At 71.9% G+C, this 23,048-nt stretch carries 20 protein-coding genes and 1 pseudogene; 8 read left to right on the top strand and 13 right to left on the bottom strand.

The window, feature by feature from the left end; genetic code table 11:
* Window positions 1-9: 9 nt before the first annotated feature.
* Window positions 10-888 carry an NmrA/HSCARG family protein gene (locus OH768_RS35705; RefSeq protein WP_406460060.1) on the bottom strand — a complete coding sequence of 293 codons (879 nt, stop codon included), beginning with the start codon at window positions 886-888 and terminating at the stop codon, window positions 10-12.
* 241 nt (window positions 889-1,129) lie between these two features.
* Between OH768_RS35705 and OH768_RS35710 the strand changes: the two genes are divergently transcribed.
* Window positions 1,130-1,540: a DoxX family protein gene (locus tag OH768_RS35710; protein ID WP_406460061.1), complete on the top strand. Its 411-nt coding sequence runs from the start codon at window positions 1,130-1,132 to the stop codon at window positions 1,538-1,540.
* Window positions 1,540-2,712, top strand: coding sequence for an acyl-CoA dehydrogenase family protein (locus tag OH768_RS35715; protein ID WP_406460062.1), 1,173 nt, complete (start codon window positions 1,540-1,542; stop codon window positions 2,710-2,712). Before OH768_RS35710 ends, OH768_RS35715 begins: the two co-directional genes overlap by 1 nt.
* A gap of 66 nt (window positions 2,713-2,778) precedes the next feature.
* Here the strand turns inward: OH768_RS35715 and OH768_RS35720 are convergent, their stop codons facing one another.
* The 4 genes from OH768_RS35720 to OH768_RS35735 form a co-directional block, all read right to left on the bottom strand.
* Window positions 2,779-3,663 carry a DUF6081 family protein gene (locus OH768_RS35720; RefSeq protein WP_406460063.1) on the bottom strand — a complete coding sequence of 295 codons (885 nt, stop codon included), beginning with the start codon at window positions 3,661-3,663 and terminating at the stop codon, window positions 2,779-2,781.
* Window positions 3,664-3,726: 63 nt separating this feature from the next.
* Window positions 3,727-4,761 carry an LLM class flavin-dependent oxidoreductase gene (locus tag OH768_RS35725; RefSeq protein WP_406460064.1) on the bottom strand — a complete coding sequence of 345 codons (1,035 nt, stop codon included), beginning with the start codon at window positions 4,759-4,761 and terminating at the stop codon, window positions 3,727-3,729.
* A 40-nt stretch (window positions 4,762-4,801) separates the two neighbouring features.
* On the bottom strand, window positions 4,802-5,539 hold the full coding sequence (locus OH768_RS35730) for an SDR family NAD(P)-dependent oxidoreductase (RefSeq protein ID WP_406460065.1): 738 nt from the start codon (window positions 5,537-5,539) through the stop codon (window positions 4,802-4,804).
* A complete protein-coding gene (locus OH768_RS35735; protein WP_406460066.1) occupies window positions 5,539-6,324 on the bottom strand; it encodes a 3-oxoacyl-ACP reductase in 786 nt (261 codons plus the stop codon). The genes OH768_RS35730 and OH768_RS35735 overlap by 1 nt, the downstream gene beginning before the upstream one ends.
* Window positions 6,325-6,556: 232 nt before the next feature.
* Between OH768_RS35735 and OH768_RS35740 the strand changes: the two genes are divergently transcribed.
* Window positions 6,557-6,985: a nuclear transport factor 2 family protein gene (locus OH768_RS35740; protein WP_406460067.1), complete on the top strand. Its 429-nt coding sequence runs from the start codon at window positions 6,557-6,559 to the stop codon at window positions 6,983-6,985.
* 1,073 nt (window positions 6,986-8,058) lie between these two features.
* On the top strand, window positions 8,059-8,340 hold the full coding sequence (locus tag OH768_RS35745; RefSeq protein WP_406460068.1) for a hypothetical protein: 282 nt from the start codon (window positions 8,059-8,061) through the stop codon (window positions 8,338-8,340).
* Here the strand turns inward: OH768_RS35745 and OH768_RS35750 are convergent.
* The 4 genes from OH768_RS35750 to OH768_RS35765 form a co-directional block, all read right to left on the bottom strand.
* Complete coding sequence (locus tag OH768_RS35750) at window positions 8,258-9,088, bottom strand: IS5 family transposase (protein WP_406460069.1); 831 nt, start codon at window positions 9,086-9,088, stop codon at window positions 8,258-8,260. The two genes, OH768_RS35745 and OH768_RS35750, sit on opposite strands and share 83 nt — an antisense overlap.
* Before the next feature lie 568 nt (window positions 9,089-9,656).
* Window positions 9,657-11,411 (bottom strand): hypothetical protein, encoded by a 1,755-nt coding sequence (locus tag OH768_RS35755; protein ID WP_406460070.1) that lies wholly within the window; start codon window positions 11,409-11,411, stop codon window positions 9,657-9,659.
* Window positions 11,408-11,578 carry a hypothetical protein gene (locus tag OH768_RS35760; RefSeq protein ID WP_406460071.1) on the bottom strand — a complete coding sequence of 57 codons (171 nt, stop codon included), beginning with the start codon at window positions 11,576-11,578 and terminating at the stop codon, window positions 11,408-11,410. Before OH768_RS35760 ends, OH768_RS35755 begins: the two co-directional genes overlap by 4 nt.
* Before the next feature lie 111 nt (window positions 11,579-11,689).
* A complete protein-coding gene (locus tag OH768_RS35765) occupies window positions 11,690-14,563 on the bottom strand; it encodes an ATP-binding protein (RefSeq protein WP_406460072.1) in 2,874 nt (957 codons plus the stop codon).
* A 309-nt stretch (window positions 14,564-14,872) separates the two neighbouring features.
* Between OH768_RS35765 and OH768_RS35770 the strand changes: the two genes are divergently transcribed.
* Complete coding sequence (locus tag OH768_RS35770; RefSeq protein WP_406460073.1) at window positions 14,873-15,097, top strand: hypothetical protein; 225 nt, start codon at window positions 14,873-14,875, stop codon at window positions 15,095-15,097.
* 489 nt (window positions 15,098-15,586) lie between these two features.
* Here OH768_RS35770 and OH768_RS35775 read toward each other — a convergent pair whose 3' ends face one another.
* Window positions 15,587-16,396: a BTAD domain-containing putative transcriptional regulator gene (locus tag OH768_RS35775; protein ID WP_406465584.1), complete on the bottom strand. Its 810-nt coding sequence runs from the start codon at window positions 16,394-16,396 to the stop codon at window positions 15,587-15,589.
* Between the two features lie 177 nt (window positions 16,397-16,573).
* Window positions 16,574-18,157 (bottom strand): acyl-CoA carboxylase subunit beta, encoded by a 1,584-nt coding sequence (locus OH768_RS35780; RefSeq protein WP_406460074.1) that lies wholly within the window; start codon window positions 18,155-18,157, stop codon window positions 16,574-16,576.
* A 185-nt stretch (window positions 18,158-18,342) separates the two neighbouring features.
* Here OH768_RS35780 and OH768_RS35785 point away from each other — a divergent pair, with 185 nt between their 5' ends.
* A complete protein-coding gene (locus tag OH768_RS35785) occupies window positions 18,343-18,855 on the top strand; it encodes a flavin reductase family protein (RefSeq protein WP_406460075.1) in 513 nt (170 codons plus the stop codon).
* Here OH768_RS35785 and OH768_RS35790 read toward each other — a convergent pair.
* Entirely contained in the window at window positions 18,825-19,769 is a 945-nt protein-coding gene (locus OH768_RS35790) for an MBL fold metallo-hydrolase (RefSeq protein WP_406460076.1), read from the bottom strand. The two genes, OH768_RS35785 and OH768_RS35790, sit on opposite strands and share 31 nt — an antisense overlap.
* Window positions 19,770-20,027: 258 nt before the next feature.
* Here OH768_RS35790 and OH768_RS35795 point away from each other — a divergent pair, with 258 nt between their 5' ends.
* Window positions 20,028-20,636 (top strand): DNA-binding response regulator, encoded by a 609-nt coding sequence (locus OH768_RS35795; protein WP_406460077.1) that lies wholly within the window; start codon window positions 20,028-20,030, stop codon window positions 20,634-20,636.
* A gap of 408 nt (window positions 20,637-21,044) precedes the next feature.
* Here OH768_RS35795 and OH768_RS35800 read toward each other — a convergent pair.
* Window positions 21,045-21,959, bottom strand: a pseudogene (locus tag OH768_RS35800) (sensor histidine kinase); the annotation flags it as partial.
* Window positions 21,960-22,166: 207 nt separating this feature from the next.
* On the opposite strand from OH768_RS35800, the gene OH768_RS35805 reads away from it, so the two are divergent.
* Entirely contained in the window at window positions 22,167-23,045 is an 879-nt protein-coding gene (locus tag OH768_RS35805) for an alpha/beta fold hydrolase (protein WP_406460078.1), read from the top strand.
* Window positions 23,046-23,048: the final 3 nt, after the last annotated feature.

A 23,048-nucleotide genomic window follows, 5' to 3' on the forward strand; every position in this document is an offset into this window, starting at 1 on the left:
GCCGCCCCCTCACCTGCTCGGCGGCGTCCAGCCGCTGCGGCGCAGGAGGTCGGCGAAGGTCAGCAGGTCCGGGTGGGCGGCGCGCAGCGCGGGGATGTCGGCCCGGTAGCCGATGTCGTTGAACCACTCGAACGTCTTCGCCATCCAGATGTCCTTCTTGGCCAGCTCCTCGAGCGGGATGAACTCGTAGCGCGCCGGGCGGCCGGTGTGCGCCGCGAAGGCGTCCGCGATCTCCGGCCCGGTCAGCGCCTCGCCGGCGACCTCCAGGCTGCGCCCCACGAAGGACTCCGGGTCGTCGAACGCGTCGGCGACGAAGTGGCCCATGTCCTGGGAGGCGATCACCTGCAGCTTGGTGTGCGGATACAGAGCGCGGCGGAACACCAGCGTCCCGTCCGCGTCGGGCTCGGGCGGCAGGTCCAGGAAGTTCTCCATGAAGTAGACCGGGCGCAGGAATGTGGTGGGCACACCCGCCGTGCCGATCGCCTGCTCCGCGCGGAGCTTGGTCTCCCGCCAGCCCACGCCGCCCGGCTTCTCCACGCCGCCGACGGAGCTGTGCACGAGGTGGCGGACACCGGCCCGGCCGGCCTCCTCGGCGAACAGCCGGGCGTGCCGCTCCTCACCGTCCAGGCCGTTGCCGTGGGTCGGGGTGAACACCGTGAACAGGCCGTGGGCGCCGGCCAGGGCCGACCGCACCGCCTCGCGGTCGTCGAACTCGCCGGGCACCAACACGGCGCCCTTGGCGGCCAGTTCACGGGCGGCGGGCTTGTCGGGGTCGCGCACCAACGCGTGCACCGTCCAGCCCCGGTCCAGCAGATGCCGGGCGGCGCTGCCGCCCTGGCGGCCGGTCGCGCCCAGGACCAGGATCCATCGCTTGTCGTCTGCCGTCATCGCGGTCTCCTCGGATAGCCAGAGTGCTGCGCCGCGGAACGCCGGTGCGCCGCGCGGCCAGCGTCACCGCCACCGCTCGAATCCGACTTGAGATGAGCCGCCGGCACGGAGTGCGAGCCGTCTTCGAGCGCTCTTCGAGAACTCGCCGGAAGCCTTGCCCAGGGATTGGCGCGCCGGCGACAGAGCCCGTGAACCCGAGACCCGAGAGACGAATCGCTGAACGCTAAGGAGAAGGCGGCCCATGCCTGAAGGACCTCAGCTCATCAGCCGACTGGCCCGGCCACTGCTGGCGGCGAGCTTCGTCGCCGGCGGCTACGGCGTGCTCCGCGAACCGGGCCCGCTGCCCGAACTGGCCCGGCAGCACGGCGTTCCGCTGCCCGAGGCCGCCACCCGGGCGACCGCCACCGGCATGGTCGTCGGCGGACTGGCCCTGGGCAGTGGCATCGCGCCGGTGCTCGGCGGCGGCACTCTGATCGCCTGCCTGGTGCCGACGACACTGACCGTGCACGCCTTCTGGCGCCAGGCGGACCCGGCGCGACGGCGCATGCAACGCAACGAGTTCTTCAAGAACGTCAGCCTGCTCGGCGGCCTCGTGATCGCCGCCGCGGCCTCGTCCCGGCGATCGCTGCCGGTCGGCGGGGACGGTGCCTGATGTCCGACGACGGACAGACCCGAGCAGTCATGGCGCCGACCGCCCCGCCCGCGCTCGCCGAGCGCGCCCGCGACCTCGCGTCGCTGGCGGGCAAGCACGCCGCCGACGCCGACAGAGAGCGGCGGCTCCACCCCGACGTGGTCCGCTCGGTCGCGGACGCGGGGTTCGGACGGCACTTCGTCCCGGCCCGCTGGGGCGGTGCCGAGGGCACCTTCGCCGACCTGCTGACCGCGGTCGCCCGCGTCGGCGAAGGATGCACCTCCGCCGCCTGGGTCGCTGCCCTGGCCGCGACCGTACCGCGCATGGCCGCGCATCTGCCCCGCCAGGGGCAGGGCGAGATCTGGTCCGACGGCCCGGACACGCTGCTGGTCGGCGCGCTGATGCCGCTCGGCCGGGCGGAGCGGGCGGCCGGCGGATGGCGACTGACCGGCACCTGGTCGTACGTCAGCGGCGTCGACTTCTCCGACTGGGCCCTGGTGTGCGCCAGGACCACGGAGAACGGTGCCGAAGTACCGCGCTACTTCGCGCTGCCGCGCGAGGCGTACGCGATACGGGACACCTGGTTCACCGTCGGGATGCGCGGCACCGGCAGCAACACCCTGTCCGTGGACGACGTGTACGTCCCGGACCACCGGGTGTGCACCCGCGCGGCCGTACTGGACGGCGAGTGCCCGGACGGGCCCGCCACCTGTACCCGGGTGCCGCTGAAAGCGGTGAACGGCCTGTCCTTCGCGGCGCCGGTGCTGGGTGCCACCAGGGCGCTGCTGGCCGAGTGGACCCGCTGGGCCGCACCCAGGATCTCGGCGGCCGGCGGTGGCGATCCCCGCCTCGCGGAGAACGCGCTCCGGCACGGGGTGCTGGCCCGCGCCGCCGGGGAGGTGGACGGAGCCGAGCTGCTCCTGGCCCGCACCGCCCGTGCGGCCGACGCGGGCACGCTCGACCCGCTGGTGACCGCGCGCGGGGGCAGGGACTGCGCGCTCGCCGCGGAGCTGCTGCTGGCCGCGGCGGACCAGCTGTTCAGGGCCGCGGGCACGTCCGCGCAGGTCGAGGGAAGTCCGTTCGAACGCGGCTGGCGCGACGTCAGCGCGGCGGTGAGCCACTTGGTGCTGCGCTTCGAACCGGCGGCGACGGCCTACGCGCAGGCGGTGCTGGCGGCACAGCGGGAGACCTGAGGGGCGGTACGACGCGAAACCCGCCCTCCTCACCGGCGATACGGGAGGAGGGCGGGTCTCGTGGTGTCAGCGGGTGGGGGCGGAGCGCGACACGGTGGCCCGGCGCACCGTCACGCGTACACCGGAGAACTCCGGGATCTCGCTGAACAGGCCGATGCCCAGGGCGAGTCGGTCGGGCCGGACGCTCTCATCGGGACCGTCGGCCGACCGGGTGAGGTGGGCGGAGCGGGACAGGAGGCGGCGGCCCAGGTCCGGCACCGCGAGGACCTCCTCGCCGTCCAGCGACCACACCGCCGTGCCGCGGGCCCGGTCGACCCGTACCGCGCACTGATGGCGGCGGTCCGGCGAACGCTCGGCGACCGGGATCTCGTAGGTGAAGGTGCCGTGGCCGGTGCCGGGCCGGCCGAGCCGCTCGTACAGCACCCAGACCCGGTCGTTGGTGAGCAGGAAGTCGAGAACCAGGCCGGAGCCCAGGTCCACGCAGAGCATCCCGCCCATCCCCGCACGGGTGTCGGCGACGCCGCTACCGCTCACCGGCCCGGTGCCCGGCCCAGCCACGGGCACCCGCACAGCCGGGCCGTATATCTCGGCCGCGAGTTCCATGTGAGCGGTGAGTACCGACCCGTCGCGCAGGGCGAAGCCCGGTGGGGTGGCGGTGCCGGCGAAGGCGACCCAGCGCAGGTGGCTCACGGCGTCCGAGGACGCGGGGGCCGCGAACCGGGGCCGGCCGGTCGCCGGATCGCGGCCCGGCGGCGCCACGACCAGGCCCTCCGGAGTGACGCGGGCGATCCCGTCCCCGGCGGCCAGCCCGGCCGCGGGACGGGCGAGCCACCCCGGCGGCAGCCCGGCCGGTTCCCGGTCCGGTCCCGCGGGCCGGAACTCGTCGACGAATACCGACTCGTCCTGGACGTCCGTCGAAACGCCCGTACCGCTGTGTCGTGTGTACGTCACCGTGCCTCCTGTTTCCCACGCCCCGCCCGGGCGCTGTCCGTTCGCGCGTGCCACGACGCCGGGTCAGTCGCCGACCCCCGACATCTCCAGCGCCTCCGCCGCCGCACGCAGGATCCGCAGCCGCCCGTCCAGGGACGTCGCCGCCGCGGACACCATGACGCCCAGGGTGGTCACGCCGGCCTCCGCGTACGCCTGCATCCGGTCGGCGAGCCGGGGCACCGGGCCGGCGAGCGAGGTCTGGTCGATGAAGTCCAGCGGCAGCGCGGCCGCCGCACCGGCCCGGTCGCCGTCGGCCAGCCGCTCGTGGAAGACCTCGATCTCGTCGGCGTAGCCCATCTCGCGTGCGAGTGCGCAGTAGAAGTTGTGCGCCGGGTCGCCGATGCCCAGCAGGTAGACGTACTGGCCGCGCAACGCGTCCACCGCGGTGGGCACGTCGTCCGCGACCGACGCGGGCAGGCTGGGCAGGATCTCGAAGCCGGTCATGTCCCGCCCGGCCGCCTCCCGGCCCGTACGGATCTCGGTGACGGCCTTGGCCGCCGCCTCGGGCGGAGTGAACACCCCCAGCCAGCCGTCCGCGATCTCACCCGCGAGCCGCAGACTGCGGGGTCCCACCGCCGCCAGGTAGACCGGGATCCGGGACCGGGGCAGCTCGGTCAGCACGTGCAGCGGCGCCCCGTCACGGCCGTCGGCCGGCAGCTGGAAGTGCCGGCCTCGGTAGGTCACGGGGCCGCCACCGAGCGCCTGCCGGACGATATCGACGTACTCCCTGGTCCGCTCCAGCGGCCGGCCGAACGGCACCCCGTACCAGCCGTCCGAGACATCGGGGTTGGACACCCCGAGGCCCAGCCGGAACCGGCCGCCGCTCAACGCGTCCAGGGTGGCCGCGGTGAGCGCGGCGAGTCCCGGCGGGCGCGCCGGTATCTGCATGACGGCGGACGCCAGGCCGATCCGCTCGGTCCGGCCCGCCACCAGGCCCAGCACGCTGGCCGCGTCGGACCGGTAGCCCTCCGGGGCCAGCACGAGCCCGTAGTCCAGAGTCTCTGCGGCGCGGGCGAGTTCGCCCGCGCCCTGGTAGACCAGATTCGCCGCAAGCCGCATCGTCAACTCCCTCGGAGGATCCCGGATTTCGCAGAACTCGTCAGATGAGGTGTGCGCCGCCGTCCACGAGCAGCACCTGCCCGGTCGTGTACGCGGCGTCGGCCAGGCCCAGCACGGCCTCGGCGACGTCCTCGGGCCGGCCCACCCGGCGCAGCGGCGTGCTCTCCCGCACCTTCCGCGCGATCGGCACGAAGAAGTCCTTGCCCTGCGTCCACGGCGTCTCGACCAGGCCGGGAGCGACCGCGTTGACGCGGACCTCGGGCCCGGTGGCGTTCGCCAGCAGCCGGGTCATGTGCTCGATCGCCGCCTTGCTGACGGCGTACGGGATCGAACTGCCCGCCGGGCGGCTGCCGGCGATCGAGGAGATGTTGACCACCGATCCACCGCCGGTCCGGGCCAGGTGCGGCATCGCGGCGACCGTCGTCTGCCAGGTGCCGATGACGTTGAGGCCGAGGATCTCCCGCCAGAGGTCGGGCGTGGCCGCCGCCAGGTCGGCGTGGGGTACGGGCCGGGAGACGCCGGCGTTGTTCACCAGGATGTCGAGCCGCCCGTAGTGCGCGACGGCGGAGTCGACGAGGTGCCGGGCCTGGGCCTCGTCCGAGACGTCGGCCCGTACGTAGATCGCGTCGGGCAGGGCGGCGGCGACCTTCTCGCCGGCCTCCACCGAACGCGCGGAGTTCACGACGACGCGGATCCCCTCGGCGGCGAGGCGGACGGCGACGGCCTCGCCGATACCGGAGGAGGAGCCGGTGACGAGCGCGACCCGTGCCTCGGTCATCAGTAGTTCCCCAGTCCGCCGCAGACGTTGAGGGCCTGGGCCGTCACGGCGGCCGCGTCGTCGCCGACCAGGTACTCGACCATGGCGGCCACCTCGCGGGGCTCCACGTACCGGCCGAGTGGCACGCGCGTGGTGATGCGGTCGTGCGCCTCCTGCTCGTCCACGCCCCAGATGGCCGCGTAGTGCTCGCGGACCCGCGCGGCCATCGGCGTCTCGACGAAGCCGGGGCAGACCGCGTTGACCGTGATGCCGGTGCGGGCCAGCTCCAGGCCGAGGGCCTTGGAGAAGCCGACCACTCCGTGTTTGGACGCCGAGTAGGGCGCGGCGTGGACGACTCCCTGCTTGCCGCCGGTGGAGGCGATGTTGATGATCCGGCCGCGCTCGCGGTCCAGCATGCCGCCGGCGTTGAGCACTTCCTTGGTCATGAGGAAGACACTGTTGAGGTTGGTGTTGATCACGTCGAGCCACAGCTCGTCGGGGATCTCGGCGGTGGCGCCGCCGCCGCTGCGGCCCGCGTTGTTCACGAGGATGTCCACCGGGCCGTACCGTTCGACCGCGGCACGGACGTACCCCCGGATCTGCTCGGGGTCGGCCACGTCGCAGACGGTTCCGTCGACCTCCAGGCCCTTGTCCCGCAACTCCTTGACCACGGCGGTCAGTTCCTCGGAGCGGCGGGCGCAGATGAAGACACTCGCGCCGCGGCTCGCCAGCCGGGTGGTGATCTCCAGGCCGATCCCGCTGGTGGCGCCGGTCACCAATGCCACCGGCCGCACTGCCTCCGTCATGCTGCCTCCCTGCACGTCCTCGACGACGGCCCGCCCCCTGCGGGGCCTGCGCGTCCTGCGGACCGAGACTGACCGGCGGGACTAGAGGCGGGGTGGAAGGCGGATGGAGCCGGGCGGACGGTGGAATCGCGGATCCGGTGGGCGCCGTACCGTCCTTCGAGCTGCCCTCTAGGCGGGCCGGGCACGGTTGGTGCGGCATCAGCCGTTCGCACCCGGAGCCCTGGAGGAGCCGATGACCGTCACCCCGGTCCGTACCGACCTGTACTCGCAGGTCCAGCACTTCTACGCGCACCAGATGCAGGCGCTGGACGCCGGCCGGTTCGCGGACTACGCCGCGACCTTCACGGAGGACGGCAGTTTCCAGCACTCGCCGGGTGCCACGCCCGCGGTCACCCGGCCGGGCATCGTCGCCGAACTGGTCGAGTTCCACCGCCGGTTCGAGAACGATCCGGTCCAGCGCCGGCACTGGTTCAACCACATCGCCCTGGAGTGGCAGCCCGACGGCACGATCCGCTCCACGGTCTACGCGCTGGTGGTCACGGTCCGTCCGGGCGGCAAGCCGGAGATCGCGCCGAGCTGTGTCGTGCACGATGTGCTGGAGGCCGGCGAGGAGGGCATCCTCACCAGGTCGAGGCTGGTCACGCACGACCAGATGTCCTGAGGACCGGAGAAGACGGGGCCGGGCGTCCCAGAAACACGAACTCCCGCCCCCGTCCCCTCCCCACGATCGACGCCCGAGCGGCGCGGCGCGGCGCGTCGCGTCGCCAGACCAGCACACCCCACCGCCCCGGCGGCCCGCCGACCCGACGGACGACCCGGCAGCCCGACGGCACGGTCCTCCAACAGGCCCGACGGCCTGGCGTTCCGACAGGCCGGCGGCGCGGTGGCCTGACGGCTCAGCGACCCGAGGGCTCGGCGGCCCGGCGGTCCGGTGCCTCAGCAGCCCGGCGTGCGAGCAGCCCGGCGCGCCAGCGATGCAGCAGCCCAGCGATCTGACGGCCCGGCAGCCGGCGGCCTGGCGTTCCGGCAGCCCGGCGGCGCGGTGGCCTGACGGCGCGGCGACCCGAGGCTCGACGGCCCGGCGGCCCGGTGCCTCAGCAGCCCGGCGTGCGAGCAGCCCGGCGCGCCAGCGACGCAGCAGCCCAGCGACCTGGCGGTCAGGCAGCCCGCGGCGCGGTGGCCTGACGGCTCAGCGACCCGAGGGCTCGGCGGCCCGGCGACCTGACGGCCCGGCGCTTCAGCAGCCTGGCGCGCCAGCGACGCAGCAGCCCAGCAACCCGGCGACCCGGTGCTCTGACAGCCCGGCGACCTGACGGCCCGGCGCCTCAGTGCGTTGTGGCAAAGGGAGTCCCTGTTCGATGAGCAGGGGCTTCTTCGTGTGCGGGGCATGATCGCGGAGGGGTAGGGGCAGGCAGCGGACGGCTTGTTGTTGATCGAGGAGGGTGCGATGCCGTCGGTGCTGGGGTTGATGGAACAGCGTGAGGCGCGGGCGAGGCAGGATCTGGAGTCCTGGACGGAGGTCCTGGAGCAGGCTCAGGTGGAGGTGGATGCCGCGCGGGAGCGGGTCGAGCGGGCCCGGGTGGGGCGTGAGGAGCTCGTGTCGGTGCTGGCCGGGGAGAGCCCGGTGAATACGCCGGTTTCCGTGCCGTCCGGTGGTGAGATGGCTGCTGCCGTGGGATCGGGCGGCCCTGGCGCAGGGAGGGTGGCGAGAGGCCGCCGGGGTGGCGGTCGGACATGGGCGAGGAGGTGCTCAGCGGCCTGTATCGGGAGGTGTTCGCCGCGGTGGTGGCCGCTTTGGGGCCGGTGAACGGGGTGGAGCTGACGCGGGCGGTGGGCCGGGAGGCGGAGATCAAGAACGAGGTGGAGAAGATCCGGCACCGTGCCCATGTGCTGGAGAAGCGGGGCTGGCTGGTGCGGGCTGAGGACGGACGGTTCATGCCCGCGCCCGGAGCAGTCGGGCGGGACGCTTCTCCGGCCAGCGCGGAGCGTCTGCGGCCAGGCGCCGGGACAGTCTGATCACGGCGGCCCACCACACCATCTGGGCGTGGTGGTGGGGGCGGCGTTCGTGGTCGCGGCTGAGGCGGCGTGAGCGGGCCAGCCAGCTCAGCGTTCGCTCCACGATCCACCTGCGGGCCAGGACGACAAATCCGCGTTGTCCGTCGCAGCGGCGCACGACCTCGATCCGGACTCCGTGGCGGGCGAACGCCTTCGCCAGTGCCGGACCCTGGTAGGCGCTGTCGACCCACACCAGCTTCAGCAGCCGGCCCGGCTGGTCCATGAACGTCTCCAGCAGCGCGGGGGCGGCCTTGGAGTCGTGCACATCGGCCGTGGTCACGGTGACTTCGAGGAGCAGGCCCTCGGTGTCGGTCAGGATGTGGCGCTTGCGCCCGTCACGTGATTTGCCGCCGTCGTATCCGCGGCTGTCCTCGCCGACGGTCTCGGAGGCGTCCACCGACTGACTGTCGATGATTGCCGCACTGGGTTCGGCGTTGCGGCCTGAGCGTTCCCTCGCCGTGCAGCGCAGGCGTTCGTGCAGTTCACGCACGTAGTCGTAGGACCGCCAGCGGCGGAAGAAGTCGTAGACCGCCCGCCAGTACGGGAAGCCGACCGGCATGGCCGTCCACTTCACGCCGTTGTCGACCAGGTAGCGCACCGCGTCGAGTATCTCGCGGTGGCAGTACGCCTCCGGGCGCCCGCCAAGCTCGAGGAGCCAGGCCGGCACCGGCATCGCCGAGCGGACCTCGGCCCACTCCGCATCCGTCATGTCACTGGGACAGCAGCCTGCCCGCAGCCCCGGAGCGATCGAACCGAACCGGTGCACGTAGCAGTCACACCCAGGTGTGACCGCAGTGGACGCAGGCACAGTGGTACTGCTCAACTGATCGGGCAACGGGCTTCCTTGGTCGTGCTGGTGTCGTAACCGCGTCACTACCAAGGGGCCCGTTCTTTCATGCCCGCGACCGCACCCGTACCTCTGTCCAGATGATCACCCGCGCCGCACACCTCGAACGAAATCCGGTTAGCCACAACGCACTGACATGCGGGCAGGATTTTCGGTCCGGCACCGATCCGCTCCCGCAGCCGAACTCGTAACCGCCACGATTCGCCAGACCAACCCTAACCAGCGCATACCTACCCACCCAGGCCGCGCAGCCAAAAGGAAATCCTGAGCCGATCACTACATTCCGAAATGATCACTAAACCTGCACCTCAGAGCTTGCCCGCATCCCAACTGCCCCAGGAAAACCCAGGTCAGAACCATGCCGTACCACGGCAAGAGATCCCGAAACGATCACTAAGATATGCATGTCAGCGCATCATTCACCTAGTGATCATTTGTCACAGGCGCGCTTGTGCCAGATGGCGTGGTCCATGCCGACCACGAAGGTGTCCAGCAGGTTCGGGAGCACCGAGAGCGGGACGGGGACCGAGGAGATTACCCCGCCGTCGTCGAAGATGGTCGCCGCCCAGGTACCCGTGCTGTCCGACCAGACCAGGCGGAGGAGGGCGTGGTCCGTGGCGCTGACCGCCACGGCGCGGAGTTCTGTCGCGGAGGGGGCGATGGCCCTGGGCTCTGAGGCGAGCGGGCCGCTGACCGAGACCGAGTGCTCTCCCCAGCCGTCGGACCACGACCGGTGGTGCAGCGTCATGTCGGTGCTGCGGAAGAAGACGTCCAGCTGGTTCTGGTCCCTGGCGACGATCACGGGTGCCGAGGTCAGGGCGTCGTTGAGTGACTCCCTGATGATGAAGCCGTCAGCAGGCTTGTACACCAGGTGGTACAGGTCGCTGTTCCCGCCGAGGCCCACGATCTGCAGCTCGCCGTTCCAGGCGACGACCGAGGGCCGCGACAGGACGAACCCGCCGCCGTTGTCCCAGGGGCTCCATTTGCTTCCGTCCCAGAAACTGTGCAGCAGAGCGCTGTCCTGACCGACCATCAGCAGATCCAGGCGATCCGCGCCCAGCGACACGGCGGCGACGTCGGAGAACGCTGGGCCGCCGAGCGAGGTCCACTGGCCCCACTGCGTGCCGTCCCAGGACAACTGCCAGACCGCGCTGTCGAGGCCCACGCCGAACACGTCGATCAGGCCCGGGGCCCGGGAGAGGACCGTGGGTGAGCCGACGAGGGCGCCGTGGAGCGGCTCCCACCCGAGCCAGCGGCTGTTCCAGACGTTGCGGTAGAGCGCGGAGTCCGGGCCCACGGCGAATACCTGAATGGTCCCGGACCCCATGGCCAGCACCGCGGGCGGGTGGGCGAGGACACCGCTGAGGGACTCCCACTGCCCCAGCGGGAACGGGTTGTCGGTCAGCAGCCCGCAGGCGGGCCCCGGCGGGAAGAACGTGTCCATCAGCTGCTTGAACGGGCCGAAGGCGTCCGTCTTCCCGGTGAGGTTGCGGTAGGTGTCCGCGAGCGTGGGGCCACCTTTCTGGATGATCTCCTTGAGTTCGTGACCCAGCTGGAAACGCAGGTAGTTGATGAACAGCGCTGCGCAGCCGAGCGAGATGTTGTCCTTGTCGGTCGGAAAGTTCTCACTGACGAAGTCGGGCCGATCACTGTCCAGCCAGTAGTGCGCCGTCGCCCATCCGTAGGCGACGCCCGGCGCGTTGAGCTCGGCCGGGTAGAAGTCGGTCGCAAGAACGCGGGAGAGCGCCTCCCCGTTGCTGGAGCCGCAGTTCCAGCCGACGTCCTGCACCGCCATGAACACTTCGCTCTCCTCTGCGATCGCGAGGAAGCGGACCAGGTCCTGGTCGGTGCCGCTGTAGGTGGACAGCATGATCTGCGGGTTGCGGCAGGTCATGTGGCGCCCTCCCTGGTCCCCCGGAATGAGGTAGAGACCGATGGGGGCACCGATGGTCTCGTCCCAGGGAACGGTGACCCCGAAGAGGTTCGCCAGCCGCGTGTAGTCAGCCTCCGAGGTCGCCTTGAGCGCCTGGGTCAGTGCCTTTCCGGTGGGGCCGAGCGGGGAGAGGTAGAAGTACGCGATATTCGTGGTGGACCCGTCCGCGATGAACTGCACGTCGGAACCGGTCTCTGCGAAGGCGGTCGGAGCGGTGGTGTCGGCGGACAGCACGCGGAAGTCGTCGGTCATGACAAGATCCCTTCTTCTTCGGTCCCCTGGTCGTTGTGGCGGCGCTCGTCGTCCAGGGCGAGTTCCAGCGCCCGGATCAGCGCCACCCATCCGGCGAACGGCTTGTCCGGGCCGTATTCATGGCGCAGAACGCCCTGGACCGGTTCGGCGTTCAGGTCGAGATCCATGGTCAACCGGGCACATGGTCGGAGGTTGCTCACCTGGACAGCGTGCTGGGGACGGGCGGGCCGCGCGTCGGGGGCGGCACCCTGACGTTTGCCGGCCCCGGCGTCTACCGGTCAGGCCTGCGACTGCGGGTGGTGCGCGAAGGCGACCTGCAGCTGTCCGCGGTTGCTGATCGCCAGCTTGCGGTAGGCGCGGGCCAGGTGGGTTTCCACGGTCTTGGTGGTGATGAAGAGCGCCTGGGCGATCTGGCTGTTGCTGTCGCCGTGGAGGGCGAGCAGGGCGACCCGGCTCTCGGCCGGGGTGAGGGCGCCGACGCCCTCGACAGCGGTCCGGCGCGGGCGCACGCCGATGCCGTGCAGCTCGGTGCGGGCCCGCTCGGCGAGCGGACGGGCGTGCATGCCGTCCGCGAGGGCGAGGCCCTGCCGCAGCGGCTCCCGGCAGGCGTCCCGCTGCCCGCTGCGGCGCAGGGCGGCGCCCAGGTCGACCAGGCTGTGCGCGTACTCCAGCGCCGCCGGGGTGCCCCGCAGCACCGCGGCGGCCTCGGCCAGGCGGTCGAGGTCCGGGCGCGGGCGGGCGACCGTGCCGGCCGTGCGCAGCGCCACGCCGACAGCCTGCGCGACGCCGACGGCCCGGGCACGGTCCAGGGCCTGGTCAGCGAGCTCCTGGGCCTGCCTGTGGTCGCCGAGGTGGTGCGCGGCGAGCGCAGCCGTCGTCCGCCAGGGCAGCAGGCCCGGATGGTCGATGCGGTAGTCCTGCTCCAGATGGCGGCCCGCGGCGCGGGCGGCGGCGAAGGCCGTCGACGGGTCGTGCTCGGCCAGTGCGAGCCGGGCGCGGGCGTGCAGCACCAGGGCGGCGTCCATGGAGACTGCGGGGTGCTGGTCGGCCAGGCGCAGGGCCTCGCGGGCGGCGGCGAGATCACCGCGTTCGAGGTGCAACTGGGCGAGCAGCGAGCCGATCCAGCCGTTGCCCGCGGACCAGCCGGCGGCGTGGGCGGTCTGGGCTGCCGCGAGGTCGGCGAGCGCCGGTGCCAGGGCGCCCTGGTGGTAGCGGGACAGAGCACGGTGGTAGTTGGCGTTGGCGTAGGCCAGCAGATCACCCCGCCTGCGGGCCGCGGTCACCGCGGCGTCCGCGGCCTGCTGGGCGGCGTCCAGTTCGCCGCAGATGACCAGGGCGTGCAGGACGATCCCGGTCAGCGCTCCGTGGCCGGCCGGCGGGGGCAGCACGTCGTCGGCCAGCGCGGCGTCGGCCAGCCGGCGCACGTCGCAGGCGGGGTCCCCGGCCAGGGCGAGCCGCAGGGCGACGTGGGCGAGCAGGCTCGGCCGGCTCGGCGGGTTGGCGCCGCGTGCTGCCGCGAGCACCGGGAGCAGCCGGAGATCGGCCTTGGCCAGCAGGGGAGGATAGAACGTCGCGATCGTCAGGTAGTCGGCCAGCAGCCCCTGCCAGACCGGGTCGTGTGGTGGGAGCAGGTCAAGGGCCTCCTCGCTGGCGGCGGCCCCCGCCGGAAAGTCGCCGCGCGCGTGGCAGGCATGGGCCAGCATGCCCAGCGCCTGGGCCCGCTCGTGCGGGGCCGCCCTGCCGAGCAGCGTGAGCGCCTCGGTGAGGGAGTCGTGCGCGGCCATGTCGCCGCCGGTCAACTGCGCCCGAGCCAGTTCGACCAGCAGCTCGCCGCGCTCCCGCGCGGGCTCGGCCAGCGCGCGGTGCAGCAGCCGGGCGGCGGCGGCCGGGTCGCCGCGGCGCAGCGCGCGCCCGGACGCCTCGCGCAGCACGGCCACCGTCGCGGCGTCGCCCGCCGGCTCGGTGGCCAGCAGATGTCCGGCCACCCGGTCGACGCCCTCGCCGTCGGCGGCGAGCAGGTCCGCGGCGCGTCGGTGGGCTCGGGCGCGCTCGAACGCCGGGACGTCGGCGTGGACGGCGGCGGCGATCAGCGGATGGGTGAACGTCAACGGGTTGCCGGGCAGCAGCAGATGCGCCTCGGCGAGCACGTCGGCGGCCCGCTCTGCCGAGGGCAGGTCGAGGGTGGCGTGGGCGGCGGCGCGGCGCAGTGGGGTGCCGTCACCGAGCACGGCGACCGCGGCCGCCAGCCGTCCGGCCTCGGCGGGCAGCCGGGCCATCCGTGCCAGCACGGACCGCAGCACCGTGTCGGGCAGCAGGCCTGCCACGGCGCTTGGCACGGGGCTGAGGCCGTCGGCTCGCAGCGACCGCAGCAACTCACCGACGAGGAAGGGGTTTCCGCCGCTGGCGCGGGCCACAGCCGCCCCGAGCTCGCCGTCCGCGGCTGGAAAGGCGCTGGTCACCAGCAGGTTGACCGCGCCGGTCGTGAGCGGCGCAGGGGTGAGTAGCCGACCGTGCGGATGCGCCGCCAGCTTGTGCAGCATCGACTCGCCGCTTCCGTCCTCACCCTCACGCACGGTGATCACCAGCGTGAGCGCCAGCTCATCGACCCGGTCGGCCAGCATCGCCAGGAAGCGCAGCGAAGCCGCATCCGCCCACTGCGCGTCGTCGACGGCCAGCAGCACCGGCCGTGACGTGCCGTCGGGCAGGTCCCAGCCGCTCAGGTGCGCGGTCAACCAGCACAGGCCGAGCAGGGTGGCGTCGGCGGTCGGCGTGGGGGCCGTGATGCCGTGGGCACCGGCCTCCAGCAGCAGCGGGGCGGTCAAGGCGGCCAGGCCGGTCAGCAGCCGCGCCCGCTCCCGCGCGTCCGCCGCGGCCACCGGTGGTGACAGCAGCTCGACGGCAACACCCAGGGCGATCTGGCGCTCCAGTTCACGTCCGCGCCCCGCCAGCACCCGCAGTCCTGCCATCCGTGCGTAGTGGTCGGCGGCCGCCAGCAGTCTCGTCTTGCCGACGCCGGGCGGCCCCTGCAGCACGACCACCGTCCCGGCCCCGTCCCGCGCCGCGTCGATCGCGGCCCGCAGCGCCCCCAGCTCCTCCTCACGCTCGAGCAGTTCCCCGGCGCTGCCGACCCGTTCGTCCGCCCACGTGTCCACGGCGCGCCCCCCCGTGTGGGGGCCTGCCGACACGCCCGGCCCCACGGCGCATACCCTAGAGGAAAGATGCCTGCTCCAGGGCGATATGACTAGCCGTCACATCAAGTGCGAGCGATGCGACTGACTCCGGGCCGCTCAGTCAATGCCGTGGCAGCGCGCTTCCCCCGCTGACCCTCAGCCGTATCACCAGCCTGCGCGCTCCTGGCCTTCGTGCTGTCCGGTGCACCGTAATACGCCACGCTCATCGGGTCCGCTCCCAGAGTTACTGCCTCCTGGTCGCCCTGAGCCTTGGCAACCCAGACGAACGCCATGAACCGATTCGCGAACTCCGCCGATGCCCCCGACTTCGACGCGCCCCAGATCCTGCGCCGCACCCGGCGCAGGCGCACCATCGGCATCGCCGCCGTCGCCGCCCTCATCGCGGCGGGCGGGGGCACGGCCCTGGCCACCTCGGTCGCCGGCAGCTCGACCCCGGCGGCTACCAGCACGGCCACCAACAGCGACGCCACCACCATGGTCGTGCTGGTGTCGTAACCGCGTCACTACCAAGGGGCCCGTTCTTTCATGCCCGCGACGGCACCCGAACCTGCGTCCAGATGATCACCCGCGCCGCACGCCTCGAACGAAATCCGGTTAGCCACAACGCACTCAGCAGCCCGGCGCGCCAGCGACGCAGCAGCCCAGCGACCTGGCGGCCCGGCAGCCGACGGCCTGGTGTTCCGACAGCCCGGCGGCGCGGTGGCCTGACGGCGCGGCGACCCGAGGGCTCGACGGCCCGGCGGCCCGGTGCCTCAGCAGCCCGGCGTGCGAGCAGCCCGGCGCGCCAGCGACGCAGCAGCCCAGCAACCCGGTGCTCTGACAGCCCGGCGACCTGACGGCCCGGCGCCTCAGCAGCCTGGCGCGCCAGCGACCCAGCAGCCCAGCAACCTGACGGCCCGGCAGCCCGGCAGCCCGACGGCGCGGTGCTCCGGCGGCCCGGCGGCCCGGCGGCCCGGCAGCCCGACGGCCTGACGGCCCCGGCGTTCAGCCGGCAAGTCGTCCCGGGCGTTCCCAGTCAGGGGTCTCCAGGGCGGGGTCGCCGCTGAGTACGGCCTGGTGGAGTCGCTGCAGCCGGGAGGACGGTTCCACGCCGAGTTCCTCGGTCAGGGTCTCGCGCAGTCGGCGGAAGGCGTAGAGCGCCCGCCAGCCGCTGCCGGACCGGTACAGCGCGATCATCAGCAGGGCGCACAGGTTCTCGTTCATGGGGTGGCGGGCCACCAGGGTCCGCAGCTCTCCGAGGAGCGGGGCGTGCCGGCCGAGCCGCAGATCGGCCTCGATCCGCCGCTCCAGCACCTGGGTCCGGCTCTCCTCGATGCCGAGGAGCTCCATCTCCAGCACCCGCCCCACCGGAACGTCGGCGAGCGCCGGCCCCTTCCAGCAGGCCAGTGCCCGGCTCAGGCTGATGGACGCGGCACGCGCGTCCCCCGCCTCCAGAGCGGCTCCGCCGCGGGCGGCCAGTCGCTCGAACTCCCGCAGGTCGAAGGTCTCGAGGGGCGCGGCCAGTTTGTATCCGCCGAGCGACGTGACCAGTACGTCCTTGGCGGACAGGTCCGAGCCGGGCGGCAGCGTCCGCGTGATCTTGCGGCGAAGCTGGAGGATGTAGGTCTGCAGGGTGGTCAGCGCGCTGCGCGGGATGTCGTTCCCCCAGACCTCCTCCATCAGTGTGGGCACCGGGACGAAGTGCCCGGCACGCAGCGTCAGCAGGGACAGAATCTGCCGGGGCTTGCCGGCGCTCGGCACGATCGACAGGCCGCGTTCGCGGACCGAGAACTGTCCCAACACCTCGATGTTCACCGAGAGTGCCCCCATTCGCGTCAGGTTCTCATGTCGTGTTCGGTCGTAGCCGAGCTTGTCACTCAGTGCCTCACGGGGCCCAGTGCACACGTCACGACTCCGCCGTGAACACCTCACCCGGCACGTGAGTTCCTCACAAACTGCCGCTCACCACGGCTTTCTGACGTCACGTCAGGCTCAGACGGGCGGGTTGCCATGCTTGCGGACGGGCAGGTCGGCGTGCTTGGTGTGCAGCATCGCCAGGGACCGGGTGAGCACCTCGCGGGTGTCGGCCGGGTCGATGACGTCGTCGACCAGGCCCCGCTCGGCGGCGTAGTAGGGATGCATCAGCTCGGCCTTGTACTCCTTGACCAGCCGGGCACGTACGGCGTCCGGATCACCGGCCGCGGCGATCTCGCGGCGGAAGATGACGTTGGCCGCGCCCTCGGCGCCCATCACCGCGATCTCGTTCGTCGGCCAGGCGTAGGTCAGGTCCGCCCCGGTGGACTGACTGTCCATCACGATGTAGGCACCTCCGTAGGCTTTGCGCAGCACCAGGGAGATCCGCGGCACGGTGGCGTTGCAGTACGCGTACAACAGCTTCGCGCCGTGCCGGATGATCCCGTCGTGCTCCTGACCCACGCCCGGCAGGAACCCGGGCACGTCCAGCAGGGTGACCAGCGGGATATTGAACGCGTCGCACATCTGCACGAACCGCGCCGCCTTCTCGGACGCCTCGATGTCGAGCACTCCCGCCAGCACCTGCGGCTGGTTGGCGACGATGCCGACGACCCGCCCGTCCAGCCGGGCCAGTGCGCAAACGATGTTGCGGGCCCAGAGCTCGTGGACCTCCAGGTACTCGCCGTCGTCGACGATCTCCTCGATCACCCGGGTCATGTCGTACGGCCGGTTTCCGTCCGCCGGCACCAGGTCCAGCAGCGCCTCGCACCGCCGGTCGGCGGGGTCGGCCGGTTGGGCCGCCGGCGGGTGCTCGCGGTTGTTCTGCGGCAGCAGGGACAGCAGGTGGCGGACCTCTTCGAGGCAGGTCTCCTCGTCGTCGTACGCGAAGTGGCAGACGCCGGAGGTACCGGCGTGCACGTCCGCGCCGCCGAGGGCGTTCTGGCCGACCTTCTCCCCTGTCACCGCCTGGATGACGTCCGGGCCGGTGATGAACATCTGCGCGGTGTCGCGGACCATGAAGACGAAGTCCGTCAGAGCCGGAGAGTACGCGGCTCCGCCCGCGCAGGGGCCCAGCATGACGCTGATCTGCGGAATGACGCCGGAGGCCCTGGTGTTGCGCCGGAAGATGCCGCCGTAGCCGGCGAGCGCCACCACGCCTTCCTGGATACGGGCACCCGCACCGTCGTTCAGGGAGACCAGTGGGGCCCCGGCCGCGATGGCCATGTCCATGACCTTGTGGATCTTGGCGGCGTGCGCCTCACCGAGAGCGCCGCCGAACATGCGGAAGTCGTGCGCGTACACGAACACCGGCCGGCCGTGCACCGTCCCCCAGCCCGTCACCACGCCGTCCGTGTGAGGCCTCTTGGTCTCCATGCCGAAGCCCACCGCGCGGTGCCGCCGCAACTGCTCCAGCTCCGTGAACGATCCCTCGTCCAGCAGCACGTCGATGCGCTCCCGCGCGGTCAGCTTGCCCTTGGCGTGCTGCGCCTCGGTCGCCTTCTCGCTCGGGCCCTGCCGGGCCTGACTGCGGATGGTGCCCAGTTCCGTCACGAGTCGCCGCTGGGGCGAGATGGCCGGCGGCCTTTCTTGAGCGGTCGTCATCGGATGCCTCCTGGTCGGCGCCCGGACGGTGTGTCCGTCCAGGTACCGACTCTCCGGCGACCGCCTAGACGCTGGGTCGAAGGCGGGTGGACCGCAGCCGTCCTCCAGGGGCGGTCCAGCGGGGTTCCAGCAGCGGCCGAAAGGGTCGTCAACGTTCCGGACCCACCGACGTGAGGTGAGACGGCATGGCCGTGGATGTGACGCGCTTTCAAGAACTGTTCGGCTCGTTTCCGACGATGGTCTCGATCGTCACGGCGGTGGACGCGGACGGCAGACCCCGCGGACTGACCTGCAACGCGGTGTCGGCCGTGTCGGCCCGGCCGCCCCTGCTGCTGGTCTGCGTGGACAAGCAGTCGCACACCCTGGACGCCCTGCTGACGTCGGGGGCGTTCGTCGTGAACGTGCTGGCTGACGGCGGGCAGCAGGCGGCCCGGGTCTGCGCGGGCCGCTCCGAGCGGAAGTTCGCCGGGCTGCGGTGGATGCCGTCGGCCGTCGCGGGCGGCGCCCCCGTCCTCGTCGACGCCGTGCTGGCGTACGCCGAGTGCGTCGTCGTACAGACGGTGGAGGCGGGCGACCACTGGATCCTCATCGGCCGGGTGGAGGGGGCCGAGGTGCTGCCGCGGTCACCCGTGCTCTACCACCGGGGGGAGTTCGAGGTGTGGAACCCTCAGGCCCGGCAGGTCGGCAGCCGGCCGTGAAACTCGACCATCTCGGCGAACAGGGCCCCGATGTCCAGCGGCGCTCCCGGAACCGCACCCTGCGCCTCCGCGTAGGCACGGCGCAGGTTCGGCAGTAGCCGCTCGGAGTCGCGGAGCCCGGCGAAGTCGCCCAGGTCGCAGGCGCGGGCGGCCTCCAGGGGGCTCAGTCCCGCGGCCATGCCCTGCCGTGCCGTCGCCTGGACCCACCGCAGGTAGCTCTCGGTGACGTCGAACACCTCGGGGCCCGCGACCGGGCCGTGGCCGGGCACCACGGTGCGGGCGCCCAGCGACCGCAGCCGGTCGAGGACGGCGAGCGATCCGCTGACCGATCCCATCGCGCAGAACGGCGTGACACCCGACATGACGATGTCTCCGGTGAACAACACCTTCTGGTCGGGAAGCCAGACGACGGAGTCGTCGGTCGTGTGCGCCGGGCCCGGGTGCAGCACCTCGACGCGCACCTGGCCCACGTGCAGGGTCACGCCGTCGCGGTAGGTGAGGGCCGGGGGCGCGAGTTCGAGCGCGCCCCAGTGCACCTCGGGCCACAGGCCGGTGAGGTGCAGCCCGGCCGCCATCGCCTCGCTGCGGGTCCGTTCGTGGCCGACGACCAGCGCTTCGGGGAAGACGAAGTTGCCGAAGGTGTGGTCGCCGTGGAAGTGGGTGTTGACCAGGATGCCGGGAGGTGCCGCCGTCACGCCGCGCACGGCCTCCCGCAGGCGGCGGGCCCGGGTTTCGGTCGCGGCGGTGTCGACGAGTGCCGCCCTGCCGTCGTGGACGACGAGGCCCGCGTTGTTCAGGCACCAGCCGCCGTCCGGCTGGACGTAGGCGAAGACGCCGTCCGTCACCTCCTCCAGCCACGCGTCGTCCGGGGCCGCGCGGCCGTGCTGTTCGTCGGATGTCGCACGCGGTGTCATCACATGGGCCTCCCGAGGGCTGCCGCGGTCGTCGCGGGGTCCGGTTGCGGTACGACCCTTGCCGCAGCGGGTCGAGTACGACTCGAACCCTGAACGCCCGGGCCGTGTCCCCGGCACCCGGTGCCGGGAGTCCGGCGCGCGGCCCGGCGGAGCGTTGCGCACCTGCACGGCACCGGGCCCTATTGTGCCGTTCGGGACATGCCACGGACACTGAGTGACAACGGGAGCATCAGGGCTGCGGGAAACGGGGAGGCTTGAGTGATTCGCGTCTTGCTCGCCGAGGACATGGGGATGGTGCGAGGGGCGCTGGTGGCGCTGATGGAGATGGAGCAGGACCTCAGCGTCGTGGCGCAGGTGGCCGACGGCCGTGAGGTCCTCTCCGCCGGTCTGGCGCACCGCCCCGACGTCGCCGTGATCGACGTGGGCCTTCCCGGAGTGGACGGCATCGCGGCCGCGACCCAGTTGCACGAAAATCTGCCGGAGTGCCGGACCCTGATGCTGACCGGCACGGACCAGCCCGGCACCGTGCGTCGGGCGATGGAGGCGAAGGTCTTCGGCTATCTGCTCAAGGACGCCCCGCCGTCGGAACTGGCCGCGGCGATACGCAAGGTGGCGGACGGTCAGCGGGTGATCGACACCCGGCTCGCCTTCACCTTCTGGCAGTGCGACGACCATCCGCTGACCCAGCGGGAGTCCGACGTCCTGTCACTGGCGTCGGAAGGTGCTGAGGTCCCGGAGATCGCGGCTCAGCTTCACCTCGCCGTCGGTACCGTCCGGAACTACCTGAGTTCTGTGGTGACCAAGCTGGGTGCCCGCAATCGTCTGGACGCGGTACGGATCGCCCGTGACGCCGGCTGGATCGCCTGAACCCGTGCCGTGCCGGGGACCGGTCGGGCATTCGGCGACCAGGTAGAACCAGCCGTCCGGATCCGCGGTCGCGCGCAGCCGGCCGCCCACTCGCGTCAGCCGTTCGGTGAGGTTGTCCAGCCCGCCGCCCAGCCGGTTCGTGTTCTCGGAGCCCGGGACGACCCCGTCGTTCGAGAGGGTGAGGCGTACGCCGCCGTCCACCTCGCGCAGGACGATGCGGCAACGTTTCGCCCGGCTGTGCCTCAGCAGGTTGGTCACACCCTCGCGCAGAACCGTGGCCAAAACCGTCTCCTTGTCGACGGGGAGACCGTGCACGGACATGTCCATGGACACCTCGATGCCCGCCGCGAGCAGGACGCCTCGCACCGAAGCGGTCTCGTCGGCGATCCGCATGTTCCGGTAACCGCGGGACATCGAACGCACATCGGAAAGCGCCTGGCGCGAGGTCTGCAGGATGTCCAGGAGTTCCGTCCGGGCCCGGTCGTCGCTCGATCCCACCAGCCGGACGGTCAGCTCGCTCTTGAGAGTGATGACGGACAGGCTGTAGCCGAGCAGGTCGTGCAGGTCCCGGGCCATCCGCAGCCGTTCCTGTTCGGTGGCCAGCCGGGTCGCCGCGCCTCGGGCCCGATGCAATTCGGCCACGAGTTCGGCGATACGGCCGAGACCGTAGATCATCGTGCCGATCATCAATATCGAAACAACCAGCCAGGACGCGCCGAATATTCGGCTCCCGAAGAGGAACGCGATGCCACTGGCGGCGATACACACCCCAGCGAATAGCCCTACGGACAGAGGCGGGTCGAGGACCAGCAGGATCGAACCGGCCAACAGGCCCGCGAGCCCCACCCAATTAAGGCCGAAAAGCATCGGTGGTATAAAGGTCAACAGGGTCTGTAATATCAGGGTCAACTTTCCGTAGCGCTCACGTAACCATAGTGCAGCGGGTGCGCAATGTATGGCCTGTACGGCGCCGACCAGCGGCAGAGTGATCAGGAAACCGACGATTTGCCAGGGTCGTGGATGTGATGCCAGAAAGTTGAGAGCGATCATAAATGCCACGCTGCATTGGATGGCGGCCATGAGATGCAGCGCCAGACGGGGTGCCTGCTCTCCACCAGGAATTTCCGTCACCGTAATTCCCCCGCGAGTCGACCTTCGAAAAATCTCATTGAACCCTAACATGCACCCCCAATCCGCCCCGAAGCTTTTCGGCTGTGGTCGAAGTGCGGGAACGCCGCTCAGTGGGCGGGCGCGTCCTGCGCGTCCGACAGCCAGAGGAAAGCGATTTCGCCGTAGAGCTCGCGAAGCGAAGCGGCTGCACATGAGTACGCCCCCGTGGAGGCCGGCTCCGTGACTTCCTTCGGGACGCAAGGGTGTGTCGGCGTAACGTCTTACCGTGGTCGTGCCGTTCGTGCCGGCCGCGTCTGCCCTTGGGGTGAACGCCCAGGTGTGACCGGGCGGTTGGGCTTCCGCGTCGTTTCGCCTCGCGGCCGTACGGGCAGACCACGGGCACGGGAGGGGGACTCGGCGGTGCCTGATCTGGTGGAGACGAAGAGCGGGCGGCGGCTGCAGGTGGAGGTCTCGGGGGACCCGCGGGGCCGTCCCGTGTTCCTCCTCCACGGCATGCCCGGCAGCCGCGTCGGGCCGCGGCCCCGGTCGATGTTCCTCTATCAACACGGCGCGCGGCTCATCAGCTTCGACCGCCCCGGATACGGCGGTTCGGACCGCAGGCCCGGCCGGCGCGTCGTGGACGTCGTCGAGGACGTGACAGCCGTGGCCGACGCCCTCGGGCTCGGCCGTTTCGCGGTCGTCGGCCGGTCCGGCGGCGGACCGCACGCCCTGGCCTGCGCCGCGCTGCTGCCCGGCCGGGTGACCCGCGCGGCGGCCCTGGTGGCACTCGCGCCGCGGGACGCGAAGGGGCTCGACTGGTTCGCCGGGATGGCGCCCTCGAACGTCCTGGAGTTCCATACGGCGTTCACCGACCCGGAGCGGTACGCGGCCCGGATCATCCCGCGGTCGGCGGCCATCCGCAGCCACCCGGCCCGCCTGCTGGAGGAGCTGCGCTCGGAGCTGACCGACGAGGACCGGCTGATCGTCTCGGACAACAGCATCCGCTCCATGCTGCTGCGCAACTACCACGAGGCGCTGCGGACCTCGCCGTACGGCTGGATCGACGACGCCATCGCCCTGACCCGCCCCTGGGGCTTCGACCCGGCGCACATCGGGGTGCCGGTGCTGCTGTGGCACGGCGCGAAGGACGTCTTCTCGCCCGCCGCCCACTTCTCCTGGCTGGCCGCGCGCATTCCGCGGGTCAAGGGCGTCCTGGAGCCCAAGGCGGCCCATTTCTCGGCGCTGCGCGCGCTGCCCGACGTACTGGACTGGCTGCTGTCGGGCACGCCCCGGGGCTGACGG

Source organism: Streptomyces sp. NBC_01622 (genome assembly GCF_045209635.1).
Lineage (GTDB): Bacteria > Actinomycetota > Actinomycetes > Streptomycetales > Streptomycetaceae > Streptomyces.